General features: G+C 61.2%; 15 protein-coding genes. 7 read left to right on the top strand and 8 right to left on the bottom strand.

Annotation, left to right across the window (positions count from 1 at the left end):
* The first annotated feature begins 32 nt into the window (after positions 1-32).
* Entirely contained in the window at positions 33-263 is a 231-nt protein-coding gene (locus tag AB4P96_RS29515; RefSeq protein WP_017138532.1) for a hypothetical protein, read from the top strand.
* Entirely contained in the window at positions 260-553 is a 294-nt protein-coding gene (locus AB4P96_RS29510; protein ID WP_017138531.1) for a cell division protein ZapA, read from the top strand. Before AB4P96_RS29515 ends, AB4P96_RS29510 begins: the two co-directional genes overlap by 4 nt.
* On the opposite strand, the gene AB4P96_RS29505 is transcribed toward AB4P96_RS29510, so the two are convergent.
* Positions 550-2,352: an acyl-CoA dehydrogenase gene (locus tag AB4P96_RS29505; RefSeq protein ID WP_395600375.1), complete on the bottom strand. Its 1,803-nt coding sequence runs from the start codon at positions 2,350-2,352 to the stop codon at positions 550-552. The genes AB4P96_RS29510 and AB4P96_RS29505 overlap by 4 nt on opposite strands.
* A 210-nt stretch (positions 2,353-2,562) precedes the next feature.
* Positions 2,563-6,516 carry a trifunctional transcriptional regulator/proline dehydrogenase/L-glutamate gamma-semialdehyde dehydrogenase gene (putA, locus tag AB4P96_RS29500; RefSeq protein ID WP_395600374.1) on the bottom strand — a complete coding sequence of 1,318 codons (3,954 nt, stop codon included), beginning with the start codon at positions 6,514-6,516 and terminating at the stop codon, positions 2,563-2,565.
* Positions 6,517-6,976: 460 nt separating this feature from the next.
* Between putA and putP the strand changes: the two genes are divergently transcribed.
* The gene (gene putP / locus AB4P96_RS29495; RefSeq protein ID WP_017138528.1) at positions 6,977-8,461 is read left to right on the top strand and encodes a sodium/proline symporter PutP; all 1,485 of its coding nucleotides are present in this window, start codon (positions 6,977-6,979) and stop codon (positions 8,459-8,461) included.
* A gap of 139 nt (positions 8,462-8,600) precedes the next feature.
* Here putP and AB4P96_RS29490 read toward each other — a convergent pair whose 3' ends face one another.
* Entirely contained in the window at positions 8,601-9,089 is a 489-nt protein-coding gene (locus tag AB4P96_RS29490) for a DUF2165 family protein (protein ID WP_099548069.1), read from the bottom strand.
* Between the two features lie 186 nt (positions 9,090-9,275).
* Between AB4P96_RS29490 and AB4P96_RS29485 the strand changes: the two genes are divergently transcribed.
* Together AB4P96_RS29485 and AB4P96_RS29480 are read left to right on the top strand one after the other, a co-directional pair.
* Positions 9,276-11,288 (top strand): type VI secretion system tip protein VgrG, encoded by a 2,013-nt coding sequence (locus AB4P96_RS29485; protein WP_395600373.1) that lies wholly within the window; start codon positions 9,276-9,278, stop codon positions 11,286-11,288.
* Positions 11,289-11,303: 15 nt separating this feature from the next.
* Positions 11,304-12,029, top strand: coding sequence for a DUF4123 domain-containing protein (locus AB4P96_RS29480; RefSeq protein ID WP_395600372.1), 726 nt, complete (start codon positions 11,304-11,306; stop codon positions 12,027-12,029).
* Here AB4P96_RS29480 and AB4P96_RS29475 read toward each other — a convergent pair.
* Positions 12,015-13,292 (bottom strand): O-acetylhomoserine aminocarboxypropyltransferase/cysteine synthase family protein, encoded by a 1,278-nt coding sequence (locus AB4P96_RS29475; protein WP_176991743.1) that lies wholly within the window; start codon positions 13,290-13,292, stop codon positions 12,015-12,017. The two genes, AB4P96_RS29480 and AB4P96_RS29475, sit on opposite strands and share 15 nt — an antisense overlap.
* A 250-nt stretch (positions 13,293-13,542) precedes the next feature.
* Between AB4P96_RS29475 and AB4P96_RS29470 the strand changes: the two genes are divergently transcribed.
* On the top strand, positions 13,543-14,379 hold the full coding sequence (locus tag AB4P96_RS29470; RefSeq protein ID WP_017138523.1) for a 23S rRNA (adenine(2030)-N(6))-methyltransferase RlmJ: 837 nt from the start codon (positions 13,543-13,545) through the stop codon (positions 14,377-14,379).
* A 96-nt stretch (positions 14,380-14,475) separates the two neighbouring features.
* On the opposite strand, the gene msrA is transcribed toward AB4P96_RS29470, so the two are convergent.
* The 4 genes from msrA to aceE form a co-directional block, all read right to left on the bottom strand.
* Positions 14,476-15,123 (bottom strand): peptide-methionine (S)-S-oxide reductase MsrA, encoded by a 648-nt coding sequence (msrA, locus tag AB4P96_RS29465; protein ID WP_017138522.1) that lies wholly within the window; start codon positions 15,121-15,123, stop codon positions 14,476-14,478.
* A gap of 72 nt (positions 15,124-15,195) precedes the next feature.
* Complete coding sequence (locus AB4P96_RS29460; protein ID WP_017138521.1) at positions 15,196-17,889, bottom strand: bifunctional diguanylate cyclase/phosphodiesterase; 2,694 nt, start codon at positions 17,887-17,889, stop codon at positions 15,196-15,198.
* A gap of 306 nt (positions 17,890-18,195) precedes the next feature.
* Positions 18,196-19,845, bottom strand: a complete 1,650-nt coding sequence (gene aceF / locus AB4P96_RS29455) for a dihydrolipoyllysine-residue acetyltransferase (RefSeq protein WP_099548073.1) — start codon at positions 19,843-19,845, stop codon at positions 18,196-18,198.
* A gap of 11 nt (positions 19,846-19,856) precedes the next feature.
* Entirely contained in the window at positions 19,857-22,502 is a 2,646-nt protein-coding gene (gene aceE, locus AB4P96_RS29450) for a pyruvate dehydrogenase (acetyl-transferring), homodimeric type (protein WP_017138519.1), read from the bottom strand.
* Between the two features lie 383 nt (positions 22,503-22,885).
* On the opposite strand from aceE, the gene glnE reads away from it, so the two are divergent.
* Positions 22,886-25,825, top strand: coding sequence for a bifunctional [glutamate--ammonia ligase]-adenylyl-L-tyrosine phosphorylase/[glutamate--ammonia-ligase] adenylyltransferase (glnE, locus tag AB4P96_RS29445; RefSeq protein ID WP_017138518.1), 2,940 nt, complete (start codon positions 22,886-22,888; stop codon positions 25,823-25,825).
* Positions 25,826-25,857: the final 32 nt, after the last annotated feature.

Raw genomic sequence — 25,857 nt, 5'->3', positions numbered from 1 at the left:
CACCGCCCTTTGAAAATGCCCGAGAAATCAAAATGTTAGAAGCATCCCTCAGCCAGCTTGAACAGCTGGTCACTGACCTCGTACAACAAAACCAAGACCTGCTCGGCAGCAATGAAGCCCTGAAGGCGGAACTGGCCCGCGCCAAGGATGAAAACGACAGCCTGCAACTGAACCTGATGGAACAGGAAGAAAAACACGGCGCCACCGCCGCGCGTATCCAGGCGCTGGTTGAGCGTGTGAGCGCAGGGCCTGTCGGCGCATGAATGAAGGGATAAAGGTCGTTTCGATTCTCGGAGAGGATTACTCGATCAAGGCGCCGCAAGGGGAGGATCAAACCCTGATGCACGCCGTGACCATGCTCAAGGCCTCCCTGGCCACCACCAAGAAAAAGTACCCGACCCTGATCGGTGACAAATTATTGGTACTGGCTGCGCTGAACCTGTGCGCCGAGCAGATCGACATGCAAAAGCATCACCAGCAGGAACTCGACCGTTACCAAGAGCAAGTCAGCGCCACGGTCGAAGTGATTTCCAAGGCGATCGGAACGCCTTAGAACCACGCGTCCTGCATGCCCAGGCACGTGTCATCGCGTGCCTCCAGAATCGCCAGTTCATGATGGCAGCTCGGTACTTCCCAGGTCAGGAAGTACCGGGCGGCCTGGAGCTTGCCTTTATAAAAGGCCACATCGGCCGCATTCCCCTTGGCCAAACCTTCCTCGGCGCGAATCGCCTGCTCCAGCCAGCGCCAGCCAATCACCGTGTGCCCGAACACCTTCAAGTACAGTGCCGAGTTCGCCAGGCTGCTGTTGACCTTGCCGTGGGCGAGATCCGTCAGCAGGCCAATCGTCACGCTTTGCAGGCGGCTGACCAATTGCTCCAGCGGTTCGCGCAGGGCCGTCAGTGAGGCGTATTCCTGAGCCCGAGCGCCGGTTTCGGCGATCAGGCGGACCAGTTGCTTCAAGCCCGCGCCGCCGTTTTGCGCGAGCTTGCGCCCGAGCAAATCCAGGGACTGGATGCCGTGGGTGCCTTCATGGATCGGGTTCAGGCGGTTATCGCGGTAGTACTGCTCCACCGGGTATTCGCGGGTGTAGCCGTGGCCGCCGAGGATCTGGATTGCCAGTTCGTTGGCCTTGAGGCAGAACTCCGATGGCCAGGATTTGACGATGGGCGTGAGCAGGTCGAGCAGTTCGTGGGCGTGCTTGCGCTCGGCTTCGGTTTCCAGCGTGGTGGTGTCGTCAAACAACCGAGCCGCGTACAGGCCCAGGTCGAAGGCGCCTTCCACATAGGCTTTCTGGGTCAACAGCATGCGCTTGATATCGGCGTGCTGGATGATCGAAACCGGCGTGGTGCTCGGGTCTTTGCTGTCAGGCAGGCGACCTTGCGGGCGTTCGCGGGCGTATTCCAGTGAATAGAGGTAGCCGGCGTAACCCAGCATCACCGCACCCATGCCCACGCCGATGCGTGCCTCGTTCATCATCTGGAACATGCAACTCAAGCCCTGATGGGGTTTGCCCACCAGATAGCCGACGCAGTTGCCGTTATCGCCGAAGTTAAGTGCTGTGGACGTGGTGCCCCGCCAGCCCATCTTGTGAAACAGCCCGGCCAGCAGCACGTCGTTACGTGCGCCCAGGCTGCCATCCTCGTTGACCAGGAACTTGGGCACGATAAACAGCGAAATGCCCTTCACCCCAGGCGGCGCGTCCGGCAGCTTGGCCAGCACCATGTGCACGATGTTTTCCGACAGCGGGTGGTCGCCGCCGGAGATGAAGATCTTGTTGCCCTTGAGTCGATACGTGCCGTCGGACGCAGGCTCTGCGCGGGTACGAATATCCGACAGCGACGAGCCGGCATGTGGCTCGGTGAGGGCCATGGTGCCGAAGAAGCGGCCTTCGATCATCGGCTGCAGGAATCGCTGTTTTTGCGCCTCGGTGCCGAAGCTTTCGATCAGGTTGGCGGCGCCCATGGTCAGGAACGGGTAGGACGTTGACGCTGCGTTGGCCGACTGAAAGTGCGCGAAACAGGCTTGGGAGAGCAGGGTAGGCAACTGCATGCCACCGGCTTCGAAACTGCGGGCAGCGTTCAGAAAGCCCGCTTGCAGAAAAGCGTCCACGGCGGGTTTGACTTCAGGGATCAGGATCGCCTGGCCATCTTCGTAGCGCGGTTCGTTTTCGTCATTTTTGCGGTTGTGCGGCGCGAAATACTTCTCGGCAATGCTGCGCGCCGTGCTGATGGCGGCGTCGAAGGTTTCACGGTTGTGCTCGGCAAACCGCTCGCGCTGGGTCAGGCCCTCGGCATCGAGGACTTCGTACAGCTCGAAAGCCAGATTGCGGGAACTGAGCAGCGTCTCGGACATGGCGGCTTACCTTTGAAGGGAATCACCTGAGTCTAAGTGCGCGAATAGAGGCTGGATAGCAAGATTGATTTGCGTGATGGAGAGGCAAAACGCGGGCGAAAGGTTGGATGCGGTCAATGTGGGAGCTGGCTTGCCCGCGATGAGGCCGTGCCAGCTGACATCTAAGTCACTGGCCCACCGCTATCGCAGGCAAGCCAGCTCCCACATGAGTTAACCGATGGTCATCAGGCTCGCGTTACCACCCGCCGCAGCGGTGTTAACGCTCAATGCCCGCTCGATCACCAGGCGCTCCAGCGCAATCGCCGTCTCACCTTGCGACAAGCCGTGCACCCCGACAATCGCGCCACCGCGCTGTGCCACTTGCTGGCACACCGCACGCAGTTGGTCGGAATCACCGTGGTGCACAACGGCGTCGAACACCACCTCATCCTTGGTCCAGTCAGCCACACGCTTGATCTTCGCCTGAACTTCCCTCGGCAGGCGTGGGAACAAGGCTTTGGTCAGGTCAGTTTCCGGCCATACCGCCGAGCCACCAACCGCCAATACCGCCGCCAGTTGCGTCAGCAGGTCGCCTTCCACTTCCGCCAGGCACAACACGTGCTCGCGGGGCAGGATGGCATAGCTGTTGCGCTCGCCGGTCGGGCCGGCCAGTTGGCGGGTGATACCGCTTTGCGACTGTGCGGCAAACTGGCTGCACAGGGCGCTCAGGTCACTGAACGTGTTGCTGTCGGCCCAGGTTTTCAGGGCGGTCAGCGGTTGGCTCATGGCGTCGCGCAGGCGCACGTCCGGTGCAGCCAGCTTGTCGCCGCGCACGAAGGATTGCTCGATGGCATCCGTAGGGCGAGTCGACAGCAGGCGGTACAGGTACAGCGGGCCGCCAGCTTTCGGGCCAGTGCCCGACAGGCCTTCGCCGCCAAACGGCTGCACGCCGACCACGGCACCGACGATGTTGCGGTTCACATAGACGTTACCGGCATGCACGTTGTCGATCACCTTGGCGATGGTCTCGTCGATGCGCGTGTGCACGCCCAGGGTCAGGCCGTAGCCGGAGGCATTGATCTGGCCGATCAACTGGTCGATCTCTTTGCGCTTGTAGCGCACCACGTGCAGTACCGGGCCGAAGATCTCGCGTTGCAGTTCGTCGAAGCTTTCCAGCTCGATCAGGGTTGGCATCACGAAGGTGCCGCGCTTGATCTCTTCGCCGTCGGCGATCGCCACCTGGTACACGTTGCGGCCTTTGTCGCGCATGGCCTGGATGTGTTTCTCGATGCCGGCCTTGGCTTCGGCGTCGATCACCGGGCCGATATCCACCGACAGGCGCTCCGGGTTACCCAGGCGGCATTCAGCCATGGCGCCCTTGAGCATTTCGATCACGCGGTCGGCCGAATCTTCCTGCAGGCACAGTACGCGCAGGGCCGAGCAACGCTGGCCAGCGCTGTCGAAGGCCGAGGAAACGACGTCGATCACCACTTGTTCGGTGAGCGCCGAAGAATCGACGATCATCGCGTTCTGGCCACCGGTTTCGGCGATCAGCGGGATCGGGCGGCCCTGGGCATCCAGGCGACCGGCGACATTGCGTTGCAGCAGGCGCGCCACCTCTGTGGAACCGGTAAACATCACGCCTTTGACGCGATCATCACCGACCAGACGGGCACCGACGGTTTCGCCCTGGCCCGGCAGCAGTTGCAGCACGCCTTCCGGGATACCGGCTTCGAGCAGGATACGCACGGCCTGTGCGGCCACCAGTGGGGTTTGTTCGGCCGGCTTGGCCAGTACCGGGTTACCGGCGGCCAGTGCAGCGGCTACTTGACCGCTGAAGATTGCCAGCGGGAAGTTCCACGGGCTGATGCAGACCACTGGCCCGAGGGGGCGGTGGGCATCGTTGGTGAAATCGTTGCGCGCCTGCACCGCGTAGTAACGCAGGAAGTCCACGGCTTCGCGCACTTCGGCGATGGCGTTGGCGAAGGTTTTGCCGGCTTCACGGGCCAGCAGGCCCATCAGCGGCTGGATCTCGCCTTCCATCAAGTCGGCGGCGCGCTCCAGGATCGCGGCACGTTCGGCGGGCGGCGTGGCCTGCCAGATCGGGCCGGCGTTGATCGCGCACTGGATCGCATTGTCGACGTCTTCGACGGTGGCTTCCTGTACATGGCCCACCACATCACGCAGATCGGACGGGTTCAGCACCGCTGCAGCGGCTTCATTACTGGAAGCGCAGCCCAGCATCGGCGCGGCTTTCCAGTTGTTGTGCGCGGTGGCCAACAGTGCGCAAGACAGCGACGCCAAGCGATGTTCGTTGGCCAGGTCGATACCGGCCGAGTTGGCGCGGTCGCTGCCATACAGGTCACGCGGCAGCGGGATACGCGGGTGCGGCAGGCCGAAGCCGCCTTCCAGCGTGGCCATCTGCTCGATGTTGGCCACTGGGTCGGCCACCAGCTCCTGAATCGAAATGGTATGGTCGGCAATGCGGTTGACGAATGAGGTGTTGGCGCCGTTTTCCAGCAGGCGACGCACCAGGTACGCCAGCAATGTTTCGTGGGTGCCGACCGGAGCGTACACGCGGCACGGACGGTTCAGCTTGCCCTCGGAAACCTTGCCTACAACCTGCTCGTACAGCGGTTCGCCCATGCCGTGCAGGCACTGGAACTCGTACTGGCCGGGGTAATAGTTTTGACCGGCGATATGGTAAATGGCCGACAGCGTGTGGGCGTTGTGCGTGGCGAACTGCGGGTAGATGACTTCCGGCACCGACAGCAGTTTGCGTGCGCAGGCAATGTAGGAAACGTCGGTGTACACCTTGCGGGTGTACACCGGGTAGCCTTCCAGGCCTTCGACCTGGGCGCGTTTGATTTCGCTGTCCCAGTACGCGCCTTTTACCAGGCGGATCATCAGGCGATGGCGGCTGCGGCGTGCCAGGTCGATCACGTAGTCGATCACATACGGGCAACGCTTCTGGTAGGCCTGGATCACGAAGCCGATGCCGTTCCAGCCGGTCAGTTGCGGCTCGAAGCACAGGCGTTCCAGCAGGTCGAGCGACAGCTCCAGGCGGTCGGCCTCTTCGGCGTCGATGTTCAGGCCGATGTCGTATTGCTTGGCCAGCAAGGTCAGCGACAGCAGGCGCGGGTACAGCTCGTCCATCACGCGCTCGTACTGCGCACGGCTGTAACGCGGGTGCAGTGCCGAGAGTTTGATGGAGATGCCCGGGCCTTCATAAATCCCACGGCCGTGGGAGGCTTTGCCGATGGAGTGAATGGCTTGTTCGTACGAGGCCAGGTACTTCTGGGCGTCGTGTTCGGTCAGCGCGGCTTCACCGAGCATGTCGTAGGAATAGCGGAAACCCTTGGCTTCGAACTTGCTCGCATTGGCCAGGGCTTCGGCGATGGTTTCGCCGGTGACGAACTGCTCGCCCATCAGGCGCATGGCCATGTCGACGCCCTTGCGGATCATCGGCTCGCCGCTCTTGCCGATGATGCGGCTCAGGGACGAGGTCAAGCCCGCTTCGTTATGGGTGGCAACCAGTTTGCCGGTCAGCAGCAAGCCCCAGGTGGCCGCGTTAACGAACAGCGATGGGCTGTTGCCCAAGTGCGGCTGCCAGTTGCCGGTGCTGATCTTGTCGCGGATCAGCGCGTCGCGGGTGCCCTTGTCCGGGATGCGCAGCAGCGCTTCGGCCAGGCACATCAGCGCTACGCCTTCCTGGGACGACAGGGAGAATTCTTGCAGCAAGCCCTGAACAATACCGGCACGGCCGCCAGCGCTCTTCTGATTGCGCAGTTTTTCGGCAATCGAGGCGGCCAGCTTGTTGGTGGCCTCGGCCATTGGCTGCGGCAGGCGCGCCTGCTCGATCAGCATCGGCACCACTTCCGGCTCCGGGCGGCGGTAAGCGGCGGTGATCGAGGCGCGCAATACCGATTGCGGCAGAATGCTTTCGGCAAACTCCAGGAAGCACTGGTGGGCGTGGTCAGGTTGCACTTCGCCGGCGTCTTCAGCGTCCTTGCTGCCCGAGCCATTGAGCTCGGTCAGGGTTGCACCACCCTCGAGTTTCTCCAGGTAATTGAAAATCGCCTGCTTGATCAGCCAGTGCGGCGTGCGATCAATGGAGGTCGCGGCTGCCTTGAGGCGTTCGCGGGTCGGGTCGTCGAGTTTGACCCCAAGGGTGGTCGTTGCCATCTTTTTATCCTCATGGGTGCCACTACCGAGTGGCATCTGCTGGCGGCAAGATTAGCTTTGCGCATGCAGAGGTGCAACCGGGTGCAACCCAAATTGTTCAGGAATTTTTCGATCGTGATCGGGAAAAATTCCGGCCCTCGACGGAATACGCTGCGTCTTGGTGCGTTTACTTCTAAAATCGGCTGTTCTTGCTCCGAAAAGGAGCAAAAACCCGGTATTTTCGCGAAAACATATCAAGGTGCAACTTAATCTCAAGAAACTGGTTGCACCTTATTTACTTTGTTGAATAGCATTCGCGCCCAAGGTGCAACCACTCGCAAGGGTCGGTTCATCGGCTGGCGGCTTTCCTGGGGAAACGCCAGTCATAAATGCGCGGCTCGCCGTATCGTCTACCCGTTACCAATGGGTGGCCGTCTGCCAGACCGCTGCTACATAAAAACAAAGCCAGGGCGTCACTCCTATGAGCGTTAGCAATCCAACCCTGATCACATTCGTGATCTACATCGCAGCAATGGTGCTGATCGGCTTCATGGCCTATCGCTCCACCAACAACCTTTCTGATTACATCCTCGGCGGTCGCAGCCTCGGTAGCGTGGTCACGGCCTTGTCGGCCGGTGCCTCGGACATGAGCGGCTGGTTGCTGATGGGCTTGCCGGGCGCGATCTACATGTCCGGCCTGTCGGAAAGCTGGATTGCCATCGGCCTGATCGTCGGTGCCTACCTCAACTGGCTGTTCGTGGCCGGTCGCCTGCGGGTGCAGACCGAGCACAACGGCGACGCCCTGACGCTGCCGGATTACTTCTCCAGCCGTTTCGAAGATAAAAGCGGCCTGCTGCGGATCATCTCTGCGGTAGTGATCCTGGTGTTCTTCACCATCTACTGCGCGTCCGGCATCGTGGCGGGCGCCCGTCTGTTTGAAAGCACCTTCGGCATGTCCTACGAGACCGCGCTGTGGGCCGGTGCTGCGGCGACCATCGCCTACACCTTCGTGGGTGGCTTCCTGGCGGTCAGCTGGACCGACACTGTGCAAGCTACGCTGATGATCTTCGCGCTGATCCTCACGCCAATCATCGTGCTGCTGGCCACCGGTGGTGTCGACACCACGTTCCTGGCGATCGAAGCCAAGAACCCCGACAACTTCAACATGCTCAAAAACACCAGTTTCATCGGCATCATCTCGCTGATGGGCTGGGGCCTGGGTTACTTCGGCCAGCCGCATATCCTCGCGCGTTTCATGGCGGCGGATTCGGTGAAGTCGATCGCCAAGGCGCGTCGCATCTCCATGACCTGGATGATCCTGTGCCTCGCCGGCACCGTGGCGGTGGGCTTCTTCGGTATTGCTTACTTCTCCGCGCACCCGGAAGTGGCCGGTCCTGTCACCGAGAACCACGAGCGTGTGTTTATCGAGCTGGCCAAGCTGCTGTTCAACCCATGGATCGCGGGCGTGCTGCTGTCGGCCATCCTGGCGGCGGTGATGAGCACCCTGAGCTGCCAACTGTTGGTGTGCTCCAGCGCGCTGACCGAAGACTTCTACAAAACCTTCCTGCGCAAAAACGCCTCCCAGGTTGAGCTGGTGTGGGTGGGTCGCGCGATGGTGCTGTTGGTGGCCCTGATCGCCATCGCCATGGCCGCCAACCCGGACAACCGCGTACTGGGCCTGGTGAGCTACGCCTGGGCAGGCTTCGGCGCTGCGTTCGGCCCTGTGGTGCTGATCTCGGTGATCTGGAAAGGCATGACCCGTAACGGCGCACTGGCCGGTATCCTGGTCGGCGCGATCACCGTGATCGTGTGGAAGCACTTCAATCTGCTGGGCCTGTACGAAATCATCCCGGGCTTTATCTTCGCCAGCCTGGCGATCTATTTCGTGAGCAAGATGGGCGCACCGACTGCGGGTATGGTCGAGCGTTTTGATGCAGCGGAAAAAGACTACAACCTCAACAAGTAACTCGGTGGGCGGTAAGCGCCAATTGCGTTAGAAAAAAGGCCCGCATCCTTAGGATAGCGGGCCTTTTTTTGATCGTTTTGATCGTTCCCATGCTCCGCGTGGGAATGCCACCCCGGACGCTCCGCGTCCCGCTGCCAGTTCAGCCAGCATCCGGCTGATTGAGAAAAATCAGCACGCCCAGGATCGCCATGTAGAACTTGAATGCCGCTTCCTGGCCGTTCCACTGATGGGACTGCCACATCAGAAACCATTCACCGCCGACCACCATAAAGCCAAAAAACCACACCACAAAGCCGAGGGTCAGGCCGGCTGTTGCACCTGCCTTGGCGCGGTTGAATTCGCTCCCGCCTGCATGCCGCGCGCGCCATAGCGATAGCGCGCCCCGCGCCAGCAGTACAGCGGTGAGCGCCTCGCCGAGAATGATCAGCACGTAGGCCGCGTGCCACATCCACGGCGTCGTGATTGCCCGATACATGGCGGCGTTGTTCGGGAAGGTGGTGTCCATGCTCAACACATGTTGGACGAAGGCGAAGTTGGAGCCGTAGTCCGTGATGTTGTTGAACGCAACCAGGGTGGCGAAGGCGGCGAGGGCCAGGGTCAGGATGATTTTTGCGTAGCGGGTGGCCATGCTTTTTCCAGTGATCCGGTGAGGAGGAGCTATTACGCTAGCACGGCCTTGGCGTGCCTTCGACGCCAGATACATGAAGAATCCGGCACCCAGGGTGTAGGAGCTTACTGATTTGTCTGTGGTGTGCTCTGGTGGGTGAAAAGCTGGTGCAGAATCGCTCGCCCACCCCTTGCGGAGAGACACCGGATGTTTGCTCTTGCCAATCAAAGTGCCTTTAACCTGACCCTTGATGGGCAGCCCAGTGAACTCAAGGTTCGAGGGTTTTCGGGTGATGAATTTATCAGCCTGCCTTTTCGTTTTGACCTTGAGTTGGTGAGCGAACAACCCGACCTGGACCTCGATAGCCTCCTGCACCGTCAGGCGTTCCTGGGGTTTGATGCGCAAGGGCACGGCGTTCATGGCCAGGTGTACCGGGTGGCGCAAGGCGATTCCGGCAAGCGCCTGACCCGTTACCAGATCACCCTGGTGCCGCAGTTGGCTTACCTGGAACACAGCACGCACCAGCGGATCTTTCAGAAAAAAACCGTGCCGCAGATCATTGCGCTGGTATTGGAGGCACAGGGTATCCAGGGTGATGCCTTTGCGTTTCATCTGAGTGGGCAATACCCCGAGCGTGAGTACTGTGTTCAGTTCGGCGAAACCGATCTGGCGTTCATTCAGCGCTTGTGCGTGGAGTCGGGCATTCACTATCACTTCCAGCACAGCCCCGAACGCCATCTGTTGGTGTTTGGCGATGACCAAAGCGTGTTCACCCAGCCAGACCAAGCCACTCCCTACTCGGCCGGTTCCGCCATGGTGGCCGGGGCCCCTGCGATCAAGCACTTCATCCTGCGGTTGGAGACCCGCACCACCGGCGTAAGCGTGCGCGATTATGATTTCAAAAAGCCCGGTCTGGTCCTGGAAAGCGCGGCATCCAGCGGGCAACAGCCTGTGCTGAATGAGCAGTACTACCCTGGGCACTTCACTGATCGAGCCCATGGCAAGTACTTGGCGCAACGGGTGCTTGAGCGTCATCGCAGTGACTTTCGCCAAGCCAGCGGCAGTGGTGACCAGCCGGCCTTGTCCACTGGGCAGTTCCTGAAGATGACCGGGCACCCTCGTCCGGAATGGAATAATTTGTGGTTGGTTACCCGGTTGTACCATTCAGGGCAACAGCCTCAGGTCCTTGAGGAATCTGCGCCTGACACTTATGACGATGGCGTCTCCCCCGGCTACCACAATGAGTTTGTCGTCACACCTTGGGATGTGCCGTTTCGAACGCCGCTGATCATGTCCCGCCCGCAAATATCGGGCTACCAGAACGCAGTGGTCACCGGGCCTGCCGACGCTGAGGTCCATTGCGACGAATACGGTCGCGTCAAAGTGCAGATGGCCTGGGATCGCGACGGCGAACACAACGAGTACTCCAGTTGCTGGCTGCGGGTAGCCAGCGGCTGGGCTCACGACCGTTACGGTGCGGTGCTGATTCCGCGGGTCGGCATGGAGGTGCTGGTGGGCTTCGTCAATGGCGACGTGGATATGCCGCTGGTGATGGGCTGCCTGCCCAACGCGGCGAATCTGTTGCCCCTTGACCTGCCGGCGGAAAAGACCCGCAGCCTGTTCCGAAGCCAAAGCACCCCGGGCGGCGGCGGTTACAACGAGTTGCGCATTGAGGATCGCAAAGGCGCCGAGGAGATTTACCTGCGTGCCCAGCGCGACTGGACCCAGCACGTCTTGCATGACCAACACGTCCAGGTGGATAACCAGCGTCGGATCAAGGTGGGCGGCGAATCCCACCATGAGCTGCTGGGTGAAGAGCAGCGCATCACCCATGGCAATCGCCTCGCGGAACTCAAGCAGGATGATCATCTGGTCGTCGCTGGCTCGCAGCAGGTGCGGGCCGGGCGGACCATCCAGATCGGCGCCGGGCAAAGCGTGGTCATCGATGCGGGCGCCAGCGTGACAATCCAGGCCGGAGGGCAATCGATCACGCTGTCGGCCGCCGGAATTTTCAGCAGTGTGCCGATCCAGGTTGGCGGTGCGCCCGCTGCCGTGCCGATGCCGTTGATGCCGGGTCTTACCGAAACGTTATCAGCGGCTGTTGCTGCACCACTCAGTGGCGTACAGGTTGCCAGCCTCAAGCGCAGTGCGCCGTTTTGCGAGGAGTGTGAGCGCTGCAAGAACGGCCAGTGTGATATTCCCGGACACTCTCACCCTTAAATGGAATTTATCCCGATGTCTCAGTCCATGGTTCCCAGCGCCTGGCTCGCACAGTGGCCACTACAACCCGAGGAGCGCCTCTACGCAGTGTTGGGCAGCGCCAGCGAAGCCAGGCCGCTTAATGCATGGCAAACCCTGGCACCGAGGAAATTGCCGCATTCGATATGGGCCGGTACGGCTTACGCCGAATGGGTCGACGTCATGCCTTATGTGGGCATTGTTGAGCCGGGCAGTGCCTTCCTTGATTGGGTCGCCAGCGCCGAGGCAACGGACTGGGGTTGGCTCGCGGTCTCGTCCAGCCCACCGGAGACGGTGGCTGCGCACCTGCAAGGCCTGACCAAAGTGTGGTTGCCGGATGAGCAGGCGGTGTTTTTACGCTTTTGGGATGGCGCTCAGTGGCTGCCCATTCTGCAGAAGCTCGGCGATGAGGCCGCACGCGTGTTGCCGGTGTTTCAGCGCTACCTGATCAATGGCCAGCCGCTGGCCGTCAGCACCGGCCCGGCCACGGCGGCCAAGGCCGGCCCATGGTGGCAAGTGCCTGCGTCGCTGCTTGAGCACTTGGCAGAGCACTCGCCGCAGGTGCTGATCGGCAACCTGCTGCAATGGCTCGAAGAGCAGCGCCCGGACCTCTACACCGCGTTCAGGCCTGCGACCTTGCGGCACAAGGTCGCCTACTTTTCGCGCAGGCCCGACGTCAGCCCTCAAGCGCTGGCGGATTATCTGGCTTCAGAGTTGAGTTGAAGCCAGGGCCTGCTGCAGGTCCTCGATCAGGTCTTCAATCGCCTCGATGCCGACCGACAGGCGAATCATCTCCGGCTTCACGCCGGCCTTGGCCTGTTCCTGCTCGTTCATCTGCCGGTGAGTGGTGGACGCGGGGTGGCAGGCCAGGGATTTGGCATCGCCAATATTCACCAGCCGCTTGAAGATTTGCAGCGCATCGTAGAAACGCACGCCCGCGTCATAGCCGCCCTTCAAGCCGAATGACAGGATCGCCGAGGGTTTGCCCTGCATGTATTTCTGCGCCAAGGCGTGGTGCGGGTGGTCCGGCAGCCCGGCGTAGCTGACCCATTCCACCTCGGCGTGGCCTTGCAGGAATTGCGCAACCTTCAGCGCGTTTTCGGTATGGCGCTCCATGCGCAAGGCCAGGGTTTCCAGGCCTTGCAGCAACAGAAATGCATTCATCGGCGCCAGCGCAGCCCCGGTGTTGCGCAACGGCACGGTGCGGGCGCGGGCAATGAAGGCGGCGGGGCCGAACTTTTCCGTGTAGACCACCCCGTGGTAGGCCGGCTCCGGTTGGTTGAGACCGGGGAATTTTTCCGGGTACTGGGTCCAGGGGAAGCTGCCGCTGTCGACGATCACACCGCCCAGGGAGTTGCCATGGCCACCCACATATTTGGTGACCGAGTGCACCACGATGTCGGCGCCGAACTGAATCGGCTTGCACAGGATCGGCGTGGCCACGGTGTTATCCACCATCAGCGGTACGCCGCGCGCATGGGCGACATCGGCCAGGGCTTCAATGTCGATAATATTGCCTGCCGGGTTGCCGATGCTTTCGCAGTAGACCAGCTTGGTGTTGTCGTCGATCAGTTCGGCGATGGCCTGGGCAGAGTCGTCGCGGGCGAAGCGCACGTCGACGCCAAAGCTTGGTAGCAGGTGGGCGAACAAGGTGTAGGTGCCGCCGTAAAGCTGGGGCGTGGTGACGATATTGTCGCCCGCACGGGTGAGGGTCTGGATTGCATAGTGGATTGCCGCGCTACCGGCCGACACGGCCAGGGCGGCGATACCGCCTTCAAGGGCGGCAATGCGCTGCTCCAGCACGTCGTTGGTCGGGTTCATGATGCGTGTGTAGATGTTGCCGGGCACGTCCAGATTGAACAGGTCGGCGCCATGCTGGGCATTATCGAACTCGAAGGCGACGTTCTGGTAGATCGGCACGGCGACGGCCTTGGTGGTCGGGTCCGACTTGAAGCCGTGGTGCAATGCAATGGTGGCGTCTTTCATGATGCGGGTTGACCTCCTTGGATTCCAGGGTTGCCCCCAAGCAATGTGGGGGCTGGCTTGCCTGCGATGCCAGCACCGCGGTGTACGGGTAATACCGCGGTGATGCCATCGCAGGCAAGCCAGCTCCCACAGCAGCCATAGATTGTTTTCGGCAGTGCGCCTGCCTTTGCGACATAAGCACCGCCCGACACGCAGCCCTGCACCTTTGCCGCCGTAGAAGGTAAACTTCGCCCCCTGCGCAGGAGCAACCATGAATTATCGTCACGCCTTTCACGCCGGCAACCACGCCGATGTCTTCAAACACCTGACCTTGACCCGCCTCATCGCCCTGATGTCGCGCAAGGAGCAGCCGTTCGCCTACCTCGACACCCACGCCGGGATTGGCCTGTACGACTTGCAGGGCGACCAGGCCAACCGCACCGGCGAATACCTGGAAGGCATTGCGCGCCTGTGGGGCGAAAGCGACCTGCCACCACTCACCGCCGACTACATGCGTGTGCTGCACGAGATGAACCCGGACGGCCAGCTGCGCTACTACCCAGGCTCGCCGGAGCTGGCGCGCCGCCTCACGCGGCCCCAGGACCGTGTATTGCTCAATGAGAAGCACCCGGAAGACGGCGTGCTGCTCAAGGACAACATGAAGGGCGATCGCCGGGTCAAAGTGCACTTGGGCGAAGGCTGGCATGTGCCACGTGCTTTGCTGCCAGTGCCGGAAAAACGCGCGTTGATGCTGATTGATCCGCCGTTTGAACAGCTTGATGAGATGCAGCGCTGCGCAGCGTCCCTCAAGGAAGCGGTCAGCCGCATGCGCCAGACAGTCGCGGCGATCTGGTACCCGGTGAAGGACCAGCGCATGCTGCGGCGTTTCTATCAGGACCTGGCCGGCACCGGCGCGCCGAAGCTGCTGCGTGTGGAATTGCTGGTGCATCCGTTGGACACGCCCAACACCCTGACCGGCTCGGGCCTGGCGATTGCCAACCCGCCGTGGGGGCTGGAGGAGGAGCTGCGTGAGCTGCTGCCGTGGCTGTCCAAGAAACTTGGTCAGACCCAGGGTGGGTGGCAGATGGATTGGCTCATCGCTGAGTAATGAGTCGCCTGTCGGAACGCTATCGCGGGCAAGCCCGCTCCCACATTTGGAATGCATTCCAAGGTGGGAGCGGGCTTGCCCGCGATGCTTTTGGCGTCAGATAGGGCAGGTCACGCCGGTACCGCCGATGCCGCAATAGCCTTGCGGATTCTTCGCCAGGTACTGCTGGTGGTACGCCTCGGCGAAATACACCGTCGGGGCTTGTTCGATTTCAGTCGTGATCACACCCAGGCCCGCCTTGTTCAATTCAGCCTGATAGGCATCGGCGCTGGCCTTGGCCGCTTCCAGATGCTCAGGTTTCACCGCGTAGATCACCGAGCGGTATTGGGTGCCGATGTCGTTGCCCTGGCGCATGCCCTGGGTGGGGTTGTGCAACTCCCAGAACATTTTCAGCAGTTCTTCATAGCTGATCTTGTCCTGGTCAAACACAACCAGTACCACTTCGCTGTGGCCGGTCAGGCCCGAGCAAACTTCTTCGTAGGTCGGGTTCGGCGTGTAGCCACCGGCGTAACCGACCACGGTGCTGACCACGCCGTCGCGCTGCCAGAACCGCCGTTCGGCACCCCAGAAGCAACCGAGGCCGAAGATCGCGAACTCTACGTTGTCGACAAAGGGGCCAAGCAGCGGGTTGCCGTTGACGAAGTGGGTTTCGGGCAGGTTCATCGGCGTTTCACGGCCAGGCAAAGCTTGTTCTTGAGTCGGCAGCACGTTTTTGTTCACCAGAATTTCCGAGCGCAAGACCATGATCAGTCCTCTCAGTCAGATTGAGTTATGTATTAAGACAGACAGCCAGTGTGCCCGAGTGTTACAGCGCTGTCAGGCGATTGGCCCGCGCGGATAGCGTTTAAGCTTTTCCAACAGCTCTGCGCCGGGGATCGGCCGGTCGAACAGGTAGCCCTGGCCCACATCGCAGCGATGGCGGCGCAGGAACGCCAGCTGTTCGGCCGTCTCGATGCCCTCGGCCACTACCTTGAGCTTGAGGTTATGGGCCATGGCGATGACCGCCGAGGTGATCTCCATGTCGTCCTGGTTGTCCGGGATTTCGTGGATAAAGCTGCGATCGATCTTGATGATGTCGATGGGGAATTTTTTCAGGTAGCTCAGCGACGAGTAGCCGGTGCCGAAGTCGTCCATGGCCAGGGTCAGGCCGAAGCTCTTGAGCTGGTCGAGTTGAAGGCGCGTGTCTTCGGTGGCTTCGAGCAGCAAGCCTTCGGTCAACTCCAGCTCCAGCAGGTTGGCCGGCAGTTGTTCTTCCTTGAGGATGGTGGCGATCGACGCCACCAGGTCCGGGTCGGAGAACTGCTTGGGCGACAGGTTGATCGCCACCTGCAGATTGCCCATGCCGCCTGCGCTCAACTGCTTGCTCATGCGGCAGGCCTGGCGCGCGATCCATTTGCCGATGGGGATGATCAACCCGGTTTCTTCGGCCACGCTGATGAACTGGTCCGGGCGGATCATGCCCTTTTCCGGGTGATTCCAGCGCAGCAGCGCTTCCATGCCCAGCAAGCGGCCGCTGCGCAGGCACAGTTTGGGCTGGTAGAACACGTCCAGCTCGTTTTGGGTCAGGGCGCGGCGCAGGTTGTTTTCCACGAACAGCTTGTAACTGGCCTCGGCGTTCAGGGCCTCGGTGAAGACCTGCACCTGATGTTTGCCGTTGGCCTTGGCCTTGTGCAGGGCCAAACCGGCGTTACGCATCAGGGTCTGTGGGTCGCGGCCGTGCAGCGGTGCACAGGCCAGGCCCACGGAGCCGGTGACGCTGATCAACTGGTTGTCGACAAACATCGGCTTGTCGAGGGTGGTCAGCAATTGGCTGGCCACCTGTTGGCCGGTCTCAAGGTCGGTATCGTCCAGCAACACCGCAAACTCGTTACTGGCAAAACGCGCCAGGCTGCCACCGGCACTCAGGCTGTTGCGCAGGCGCCGGGCCAGGCTGATCAGCAGTTTGTCACCGGTCTGGTGACCGAGGCTGTCGTTGATGCGCTTGAAGTTGTCGATGTCCACCAGCAGCAGGCTGATCGGGCTGTCGCTGTCGCGGGCGAAGCGTTCATCAAGGTTGCGAATAAACGCCGGGCGGTTGCCCAGGTTGGTCAGGTTATCGGTGTAGGCCAGGCGCTCGATACGCTGCTGCGCGAGCTTGGTCTGGGTGATGTCTTCGTAGATGCCGATGTAGTGGGTCAACTCACGGTTGTCGCCATACACCTTGGAGATCGACAGCTGGCCCCAATAGGGTTCCAGGTTTTTGCGCCGGCTCTTGAATTCACCCTGCCAGCTGTTGCTCTTGGCCAGGCTCGACGGCGCGTCGAACAGCAGTTCGCTGAGGTTTTCCAGGGCCGGCAACTGTGCCAGGCGGTGGCCGTGGACTTCTTCGGCACTGTACTGGGTGATCGCGGTAAAGCTTGGGTTGACGTACTCCACCACGCCGTCGCAATTGACCAGCAGAAAGGCGTTGGCGCTTTGTTCCACCGCGCGCTGGAACAGGTGCAAGGCGCTGGTGGCGGTGCGGCGGTTGTGGTTATTGATCACTTGCGCGAACTGGTCCGCCAGCTCGCCGGCAAAGGCGATCTCATCCGACTGCCAGGCACGCGAGCTGCCACTTTGCTCCAGGCACAACACACCGACGACCTGACCATCTACGCGGATGCTGGCGTCGAGCATGGCGTGGACGTCCTTGGCGCGCAGGCTCTCGGCCATTTCCCGGGTGCGCGGGTCACGCATCGCGTGGGTGGCGTCGATGGCACGGCTCGAATGCAGGGCTTCCAGGTAATCCGGGAAGTTGCTGGCGTCAATCGCTTCGGGCAAGTGGTGCTGCTGGTCTTCGCGGTGGTAGGCCGAGATCGGCACCAGGCGCTGGCCTTCGAGGTTCCAGATGCTGGCGCAGTCGATCTGGTAGATATCGCAGGCACTGCGGGTGATCAGCTCGGCGGCTTCTTGCAGCGAATTCGGCGTGGTGTAGCGCTGGCGCGCCAGCAGCAGGATCAGCTCCTGTTGGGCGCGTACCCGTTCAAGGTGCTGCAGCTGTTCCTGCTGGGCACGCTGGTTGAGTTCCAGGGCAATCTGCAGGCGGCTGTTCTGGTTTTCCAGGTCGGCGGTCGGGGCGGCGGTGGGGATTTCGCTGAACAGGCCGTCGACCACCATCAGGTAGCCGCGCAACAGGTGGCGATTGTGTTGTTTATACGCCTCGCCCATCTCCAGCAGGCTCAAAGGCCCATCGTTGGTGTGCAGGGTGTAGCGCACCAGGTAATGCGGGCTATGGGCCAGCTGCTGCTGGATGGTGTCGTGCAGTTGATAGCGCGCCTGGGGTTCCATCAGGCTGGCGTAGGGGGTGCCGATCAAGGCGCACAGTTCCACCGCCGGCAGGCCGAATTGGCGCTCGCAATTGGGGTCCAGGTACAGCAGCGCCCAGCTTGCCTCATTAAGCCGCTCGAAACGCAGCATACCGAGGCGCGAAGGCACCGGTAATTGCGTCACTACCTCGGCCGCCATACGGGCGACATCGGGTTGGCTTTTCATGGGGGAAACTCGCTTGGGAAGATGCGCACGGCGCCGGGCTCACGCCCTCTTTACTGTCACCTGCGGCAAGGTTGCATCATGCAGCACGCACTGACAAGAGAGGATGAAGGCTAAGTGCTATAACCCTGTTATCGGCCGCGTGGGGGATTTCTGCAATCGGGGTGATGGAAGGTGTACAAACCTGTTTTGCGTGTTCAACAGACACCCAAAAAAAGCCCCGCCAAGTGGCGGGGTTGAGGTACGAGCGTGGCGCTCGGAAATCGGTAGTGCCAGGCCTCCCCGGTGACAGGGAGGCCCGTTTGAGGCTTATAGCAAGATGGTGCGGATGTCGTTGAGCAGTTGGCTCAGACGCTGCGTGAAGCGGGCAGCAGCAGCGCCGTTGATCACACGGTGATCGTAGGACAACGACAGCGGCAGCATCAGCTTCGGCTGGAACGCTTTACCGTCCCACACAGGCTGGATAGTGGCCTTGGACACACCCAGGATCGCCACTTCCGGCGCGTTGACGATTGGCGTGAAGCCAGTACCGCCAATGTGACCGAGGCTGGAGATCGTGAAGCAAGCGCCTTGCATGTCATCGGCGGTGAGCTTCTTGTCGCGGGCCTTGGCAGCCAGCGCAGCAGCTTCAGCGGCGAGTTGCAGCAGGCTCTTCTGATCAACGTTCTTGATCACAGGAACCAGCAGGCCGTCCGGGGTATCCACGGCGAAACCTACGTTCACGTACTTCTTGCGAATGATCGCCTTGCCGCTTGGTGCCAGCGAACTGTTGAAGTCCGGCAGCTCCTTGAGCAGGTGCGCGCACGCCTTGAGCAACAGTGGCAGCACGGTCAGTTTCACACCGGCTTTTTCGGCCACGGCTTTCTGCGCAACGCGGAACGCTTCCAGGTCGGTGATATCGGCCTGGTCGAACTGAGTCACGTGCGGGATGTTCAGCCAGCTGCGGTGCAGGCTCGACGCGCCGATTTGCATCAGGCGGGTCATCGGCACTTCTTCGGTTTCGCCGAAGCGGCTGAAGTCCACGACCGGGATCGGTGGAATGCCCGAGCCGCCCGTAGCAGCGCCGGCAGCCGGAGCTTCCTTGGCTTTCTGCATCATGGCTTTGACGTACACCTGCACGTCTTCTTTGAGCACACGACCGTGCGGGCCGGTGGCCGACACAGCGTTGAGCTCAACGCCGAACTCACGGGCCAGCTGACGCACGGCAGGGCCGGCGTGAACCTTGGCACCGCTTGGCGCAGGTGCAGGCGCAGCCGCCGGAGCCGGTGCGGCCTCGGCTTTTGCAGCAGGTGCAGGAGCGGCAGCCGCCGGAGCAGCTTCAGCCTTGGCAGCCGGAGCAGCAGCCGGTGCTGGCGCAGCAGCAGGTGCAGCGCCTTGTACTTTGAGCTTGAGGATGAAGTCGCCAGTGCCGACTTCGTCTTCCAGCTTGACCGCGATGCTTTCCACTACGCCGGCAGCCGGCGATGGGATTTCCATGGAGGCCTTGTCGGACTCCAGGGTGATCAGTGACTGGTCGGCTTCGACGGTGTCGCCGACCTTGACCAGCAGCTCGATGATCTTGGCCTTGCCCGACGAGCCGATGTCCGGAACATGAATGTCCTGGACAGTGGCAGCGGCCGGAGCAGCAGCCGGGGCCGCAGGGGCCTCGGCAGCAGCAGGTTTTTCAGCGGCAGGTGCGGGTGCAGCAGCGGCAGCCGGGGCTGGCGCAGGGGCCGCATCAGCGGCGCCTTCGATTTCCAGTTCCAGCAGTTCGTCGCCTTCTTTCAGGCGGTCGCCCAGCTTCACTTTCAGGCTCTTGACCACGCCGGCCTTGGGAGCAGGGATTTCCATGCTCGCCTTGTCCGACTCCAGGGTCAGGATGCTCTGGTCGGCTTCGACGGTGTCGCCGACCTTCACAAACAGCTCGATTACTTCACCTTCACCGCTGCCGATGTCAGGTACGCGAATGAGTTCGCTCACAAAAAATCTCCTCAGCAGTCCAGTGGGTTGCGTTTTTCCGGGTTGATCCCGAACTTGACGATAGCGTCAGCCACCACCTTAGGTTCGATCTCACCACGGTCAGCCAAGGCTTCCAGGGCTGCCAACACCACGAAGTGACGGTCAACTTCGAAGAAGTGACGCAGCTTTTTGCGGCTGTCACTGCGGCCGAAACCGTCGGTGCCCAGGACTTTGAATTCCTTGGACGGGACCCACTGGCGAATCTGTTCAGCAAACAGCTTCATGTAGTCGGTAGAGGCAATGACTGGACCTTTACGGCCGGCCAGGCACTCTTCGACGTAGCTCTTGGCTGGTTTCTGACCTGGGTGCAGGCGGTTGTTGCGCTCGACTGCCAGGCCGTCGCGACGCAGTTCGTTGAAGCTGGTAACGCTCCACACGTCAGCGCCGACGTTGAACTCTTCACGCAGGATCTTCGCCGCTTCACGCACTTCACGCAGGATGGTGCCGGAGCCCATCAGCTGCACGTGGTGCGCCGCTTCCTTGGTGTCTTCTTCGAGCAGGTACATGCCCTTGATGATGCCTTCCTCAACACCGGCCGGCATGGCTGGCTGCTGGTAGGACTCGTTCATCACAGTGATGTAGTAGAAAACGTCCTGCTGCTCTTCGGTCATCTTCTTCATGCCGTCCTGGATGATCACCGCCAGCTCATAGCCGTAGGTTGGATCAAAGGTGCGGCAGTTCGGGATGGTGGCAGCCAGGATGTGGCTGTGACCGTCTTCGTGTTGCAGGCCTTCGCCGTTCAGCGTGGTCCGGCCGGCGGTGCCGCCGATCAGGAAGCCACGGGTACGGCTGTCGCCTGCTGCCCATGCCAGGTCGCCGATACGCTGGAAGCCGAACATCGAGTAGAAGATGTAGAACGGCAGCATCGGCTGGTTGTGGCTGGAGTACGAAGTACCGGCAGCGATGAAGGAGCTCATGGCGCCCGCTTCGTTGATGCCTTCTTCGAGGATCTGGCCCTTCTTGTCTTCCTTGTAGAACATCACCTGGTCTTTATCGACTGGCTCGTAGAGCTGGCCGACGGAGGAGTAGATGCCCAACTGACGGAACATGCCTTCCATACCGAAGGTACGGGCTTCGTCCGGGATGATCGGGACGATGCGCGAACCGATTTCCTTGTCCTTGACCAGCTGCGCCAGGATGCGCACGAAAGCCATGGTGGTGGAGATTTCACGGTCGCCCGAGCCGTCCAGGATAGCCTTGAGGGTATCGAGTGGCGGAGTCGGGATGTCGAAAGACTTGGCGCGGCGCTGTGGCACGAAACCGCCCAGTGCAGTGCGACGCTCGCTGAGGTAGCGGGCTTCGGCGCTGTTTGGCTCCGGCTTGAAGAACGGCAGGTTTTCCAGCTCTTCATCCTTGACCGGGATGTCGAAGCGATCGCGGAACAGCTTCAGGCTTTCAACATCAACTTTCTTGGTGTTGTGCGCAGTGTTCTTCGCTTCGCCGGCACCGGTGCCATAACCTTTGATGGTCTTGGCCAGGATGACAGTCGGTTGTTCTTTGTGGTTGACCGCTTCGTGGTACGCCGCGTAGACCTTGTACGGGTCGTGGCCGCCACGGTTGAGTTTCCAGATCTCGTCGTCGGACAGGTCTGCAACCATTGCCTTGAGTTCAGGCGTGTTGAAGAAGTGTTCACGTACGAACGCGCCGTCTTTGGCTTTGTAGTTCTGGTACTCGCCGTCGATGACTTCGTCCATGCGACGTTGCAGGATACCGTCGACGTCCTTGGCCAGCAGTGGGTCCCAGAAACGGCCCCAGATGACTTTGGTCACGTTCCACTGAGCACCGCGGAACACGCCTTCGAGTTCCTGGATGATCTTGCCGTTGCCGCGAACCGGGCCGTCGAGGCGCTGCAGGTTGCAGTTGATGACGAAGATCAGGTTGTCGAGCTTCTCGCGGCCAGCCAGGGAGATAGCGCCCAGGGATTCCGGCTCGTCACACTCGCCGTCGCCCAGGAAGCACCAGACTTTCTGCTTGCCTTCAGGGATGAAGCCACGGGCTTCCAGGTACTTCATGAAGCGTGCCTGGTAGATCGCCTGGATCGGGCCAAGGCCCATGGATACTGTCGGGAACTGCCAGAAATCAGGCATCAGCCAAGGGTGCGGGTACGACGACAGGCCGTTACCGTCCACTTCCTGGCGGAAGTTGTTCATGTGTTCTTCGGTGATGCGGCCTTCCATGAACGCACGGGCATAGACGCCTGGCGAGGTGTGGCCCTGGAAGTAGATCAGGTCGCCGCCGTGTTCGTCGGTCGGGGCCTGGAAGAAGTAGTTGAAGCCGATGTCATACAGGGTTGCGCTGGAGGCGAAGCTGGAGATGTGACCGCCCAGGTCAGAATCTTTCAAGTTCGTGCGCATTACCATCGCCATGGCGTTCCAACGTACCAGCGAGCGAATGCGGCGTTCCATGAACAGGTCGCCAGGCATGCGTGCTTCGTGGGTAACGGGGATGGTGTTGCGGTATGGCGTGGTGATGGCGTAAGGCAATTGCGAGCCGCTGCGGGTCGCGAGTTCGCCCATACGGGTCATCAAATAGTGAGCACGGTCTTCGCCTTCTTTGTCGAGAACCGATTCCAGGGCGTCCAGCCATTCCTGGGTTTCGACGGGATCGAGGTCTTGCATGGCTTGCTCCAGGGCGGAAAGGCTACCAGAATCGGTTGCCTGAAGTTTGCGACTGGCCTTGTGGGCAGACGACATAAATTCTTGGATGGCCGAAGGTTGCTTCGGCGTCCTGTAGTTTTACTACAAATCGTCGGCCATTTCAGCCTTTCGAATGTATATACGAGTAGTAAAACTACACAAGACTGAGCGTATGGCTCGGTCTGGCTGGTGAGCATAATCGTTATTGTTGATCATTTGCGAACAAGAAAAGGTGAAAGTTTGATGCTGGCTGCCAAGATGAAATTAATTTCAGCTATTTCTAACCTTTGTTCGACAGTCCTTCACCAAGCGTGGTTCTTGCCTTCACAACCACATGCCTTTCGCGCGCCGATCAAGGATAGACCATGAGCCTTCCAACGCTGGCCGAACTGCCGGCCATTCTCTTGCCTTTTGCCCAGCGGGCCGAGCAGTCATTTCGTGACGCAGTGGCCGCGCTGGACGCCGATCATGGACTTTCTGCGTGGACGCCGCAACGGTGGGCCGACTTTGCCCGGGTGTGCGCCGCCAGTGATTTCGTCATTGAACAGAGTGTTCGTGACCCTTTGATGTTGCTTGAACTGGTGGCCTGGGGCGAGCTGGACCGCGGCTTTGCGCCCGGTGAGCTGTGCAGTCAGATCGCCGGTGCCGTGCAACAGGCCGAAACAGAAGATGAGTTGGGCCGGGTGCTGCGCCGCCAACGCACACGTCAGCAAGTGCGCATTATCTGGCGCGACCTGACCCGACAGGCGGACCTGGTGCAAACCTGTCGCGACCTTTCCGACATGGCCGACGCCAGCATCGACCAAGCTTACCAGTGGCTGTACCAGCGCCACTGCGTACAGTTCGGCACGCCCACAGGCCGGCGCAGCGGCGAAGCCCAGCACATGGTCATCCTCGGCATGGGCAAGCTCGGCGCGGTGGAGTTGAACCTGTCATCGGACATCGACCTGATCTTCGCTTACCCCGAAGGCGGCGAGACGGTGGGCGTGAAGCGCGCGCTGGACAACCAGGAGTTTTTCATTCGACTTGGTCAAAAACTGATCAAGGCGCTCGACCCCATGACGGTCGATGGTTTTGTGTTCCGTGTCGACATGCGCCTGCGGCCCTATGGTTCAGCCGGTGCGTTGGTGCTCAGCTTCAATGCGCTGGAGCAGTACTACCAGGATCAGGGCCGCGACTGGGAACGCTACGCCATGATCAAGGCGCGCGTGGTGGCCGGCGACCAGGTGGCCGGCGCGCAATTGCTGGATATGCTGCGCCCGTTCGTTTACCGCCGTTACCTGGATTTTTCTGCGATTGAAGCATTGCGCACCATGAAACAGCTGATCCAGCAGGAAGTGCGGCGCAAGGGCATGGCCGAGAATATCAAGCTGGGCTCGGGCGGCATCCGCGAGGTGGAATTTATCGCCCAGGCGTTCCAGTTGATCCACGGTGGCCGCGACCTGAGCCTGCAGCAGCGGCCGTTGCTGATGGTGCTCGGCACGCTGGAAGGCCAGGGCTACTTGCCGCCTGCGGTGATCGCCGAACTGCGCAATGGCTATGAATTCCTGCGCTATACCGAGCACGCGATCCAGGCGATTGCCGACCGTCAGACGCAAATGCTGCCGGACAGCCCCGAAGATCAGGCGCGCATTGCCTTTATGCTGGGCTTTGTCGACTGGGCCGCGTTCCATGAGCGCCTGATGTATTGGCGTGGCCGGGTGGACTGGCACTTCCGTCAGGTGATTGCTGATCCTGACGAAGAAGAAGGCGAAGAAAGCGAGCTGGTGGTGGGCGGGGAGTGGTTACCGTTGTGGGAAGAGTCCCAGGACGAAGACGCCGCTTGTCGCCAACTGGCCGAGGGTGGTTTTACTGACGCGTCCAAAGCCCTCAAAGCCCTGGCTGGCCTGCGTGGCAGCCCGCAGTTGCGCGCCATGCAGCGCCTCGGTCGCGAGCGGCTCGACGCCTTTATCCCGCGCCTGTTGGCCCAGGCCGTCGAGCACGCCAACCCGGATCTGGTGCTCGAGCGCGTGCTGCCGCTGGTGGAGGCTGTGGCGCGACGTTCTGCTTACCTGGTGCTGCTGACCGAAAACCCCGACGCCCTGCGCCGCTTGTTAACGCTGTGCGCCGCCAGCCCGTGGATTGCCGAGCAAATCACGCGCTTCCCGCTGCTGCTCGATGAGTTGCTCAACGAAGGCCGCCTGTTCAAGCCACCTTTGGCGCCGGAGCTCGCCGCTGAGCTGCGTGAGCGCCTCACACGCATCCCCGAAGATGACCTTGAACAACAGATGGAGGCCTTGCGTCACTTCAAACTGGCCCACCGCCTGCGTGTAGCCGCTTCGGAAATCGCTGGCAGCCTGCCGTTGATGAAGGTCAGCGACTATTTGACCTGGCTCGCCGAAGCTATCCTCGAACAAGTGCTGGCCCTGGCCTGGCGCCAGACGGTCGCCCGTCATGGCTCACCGCAGCGCGTGGACGGCAGCCTGTGCGACCCGGGGTTCATCATTGTGGGTTACGGGAAAGTCGGCGGCATCGAGCTGGGGCATGGCTCGGACCTTGACCTGGTGTTCATCCACGACGGTGATCCCCAGGCCGAGACCGATGGCGCCAAACCCATCGACGGCGCGCAGTTCTTTACGCGTCTGGGCCAGCGGATCATTCACCTGCTCACCACCCAGACCAACTCCGGCCAATTGTATGAAGTGGACATGCGCCTGCGACCTTCCGGCGCCTCCGGTTTGCTGGTCAGCTCGTTGGGGGCGTTTGAGCGCTACCAGGAAAATGAAGCCTGGACTTGGGAACATCAGGCCCTGATCCGCGCGCGGGTACTGGTGGGCAGTCAGGATGTGGGCCATGCGTTCGAGCAGGTACGCGCTAACGTACTGGGGCGTGAACGTGACTTGGCGAAGCTGCGCCAGGAGGTCAGCGAGATGCGCGCCAAGATGCGCGATAACCTGGGCACCAAGGCGACGGCTGCCGGGACGGGGGCGAACGCCTTCGAGCCGACGACCGTGTTCGACCTCAAGCAAGACGCCGGTGGTATCGTCGATATTGAATTTATGGTGCAATACGCGGCTTTGGCGTGGTCTGCGCAACATCCATCGTTGCTGCGCTATACCGACAATATCCGCATTCTGGAAGGCCTGGAGCAGGTCGGGCTGATGCCCGCTGCCGATGCCCATCTGCTGCGGGAGGTGTATAAGGCCTACCGTTCCGCCGCGCACCGCCAGGCCTTGCAAAACGAGGCCGGCACGGTAGCCGGGGATCAGTTCGCCGACGAACGGCGCCAGGTGATGCGAATCTGGAATGAACTGGGGTTAAGCTGAAACTCGATGAAATGTGGGATGCCAATCTAATG

The organism is Pseudomonas sp. B19125 (assembly GCF_044218855.1).
Taxonomy (GTDB): Bacteria; Pseudomonadota; Gammaproteobacteria; order Pseudomonadales; family Pseudomonadaceae; genus Aquipseudomonas; species Aquipseudomonas edaphica.
The sequence above is the reverse complement of the archived record's forward strand: the minus strand, read 5'-3'. Positions and strand labels throughout refer to the sequence as shown.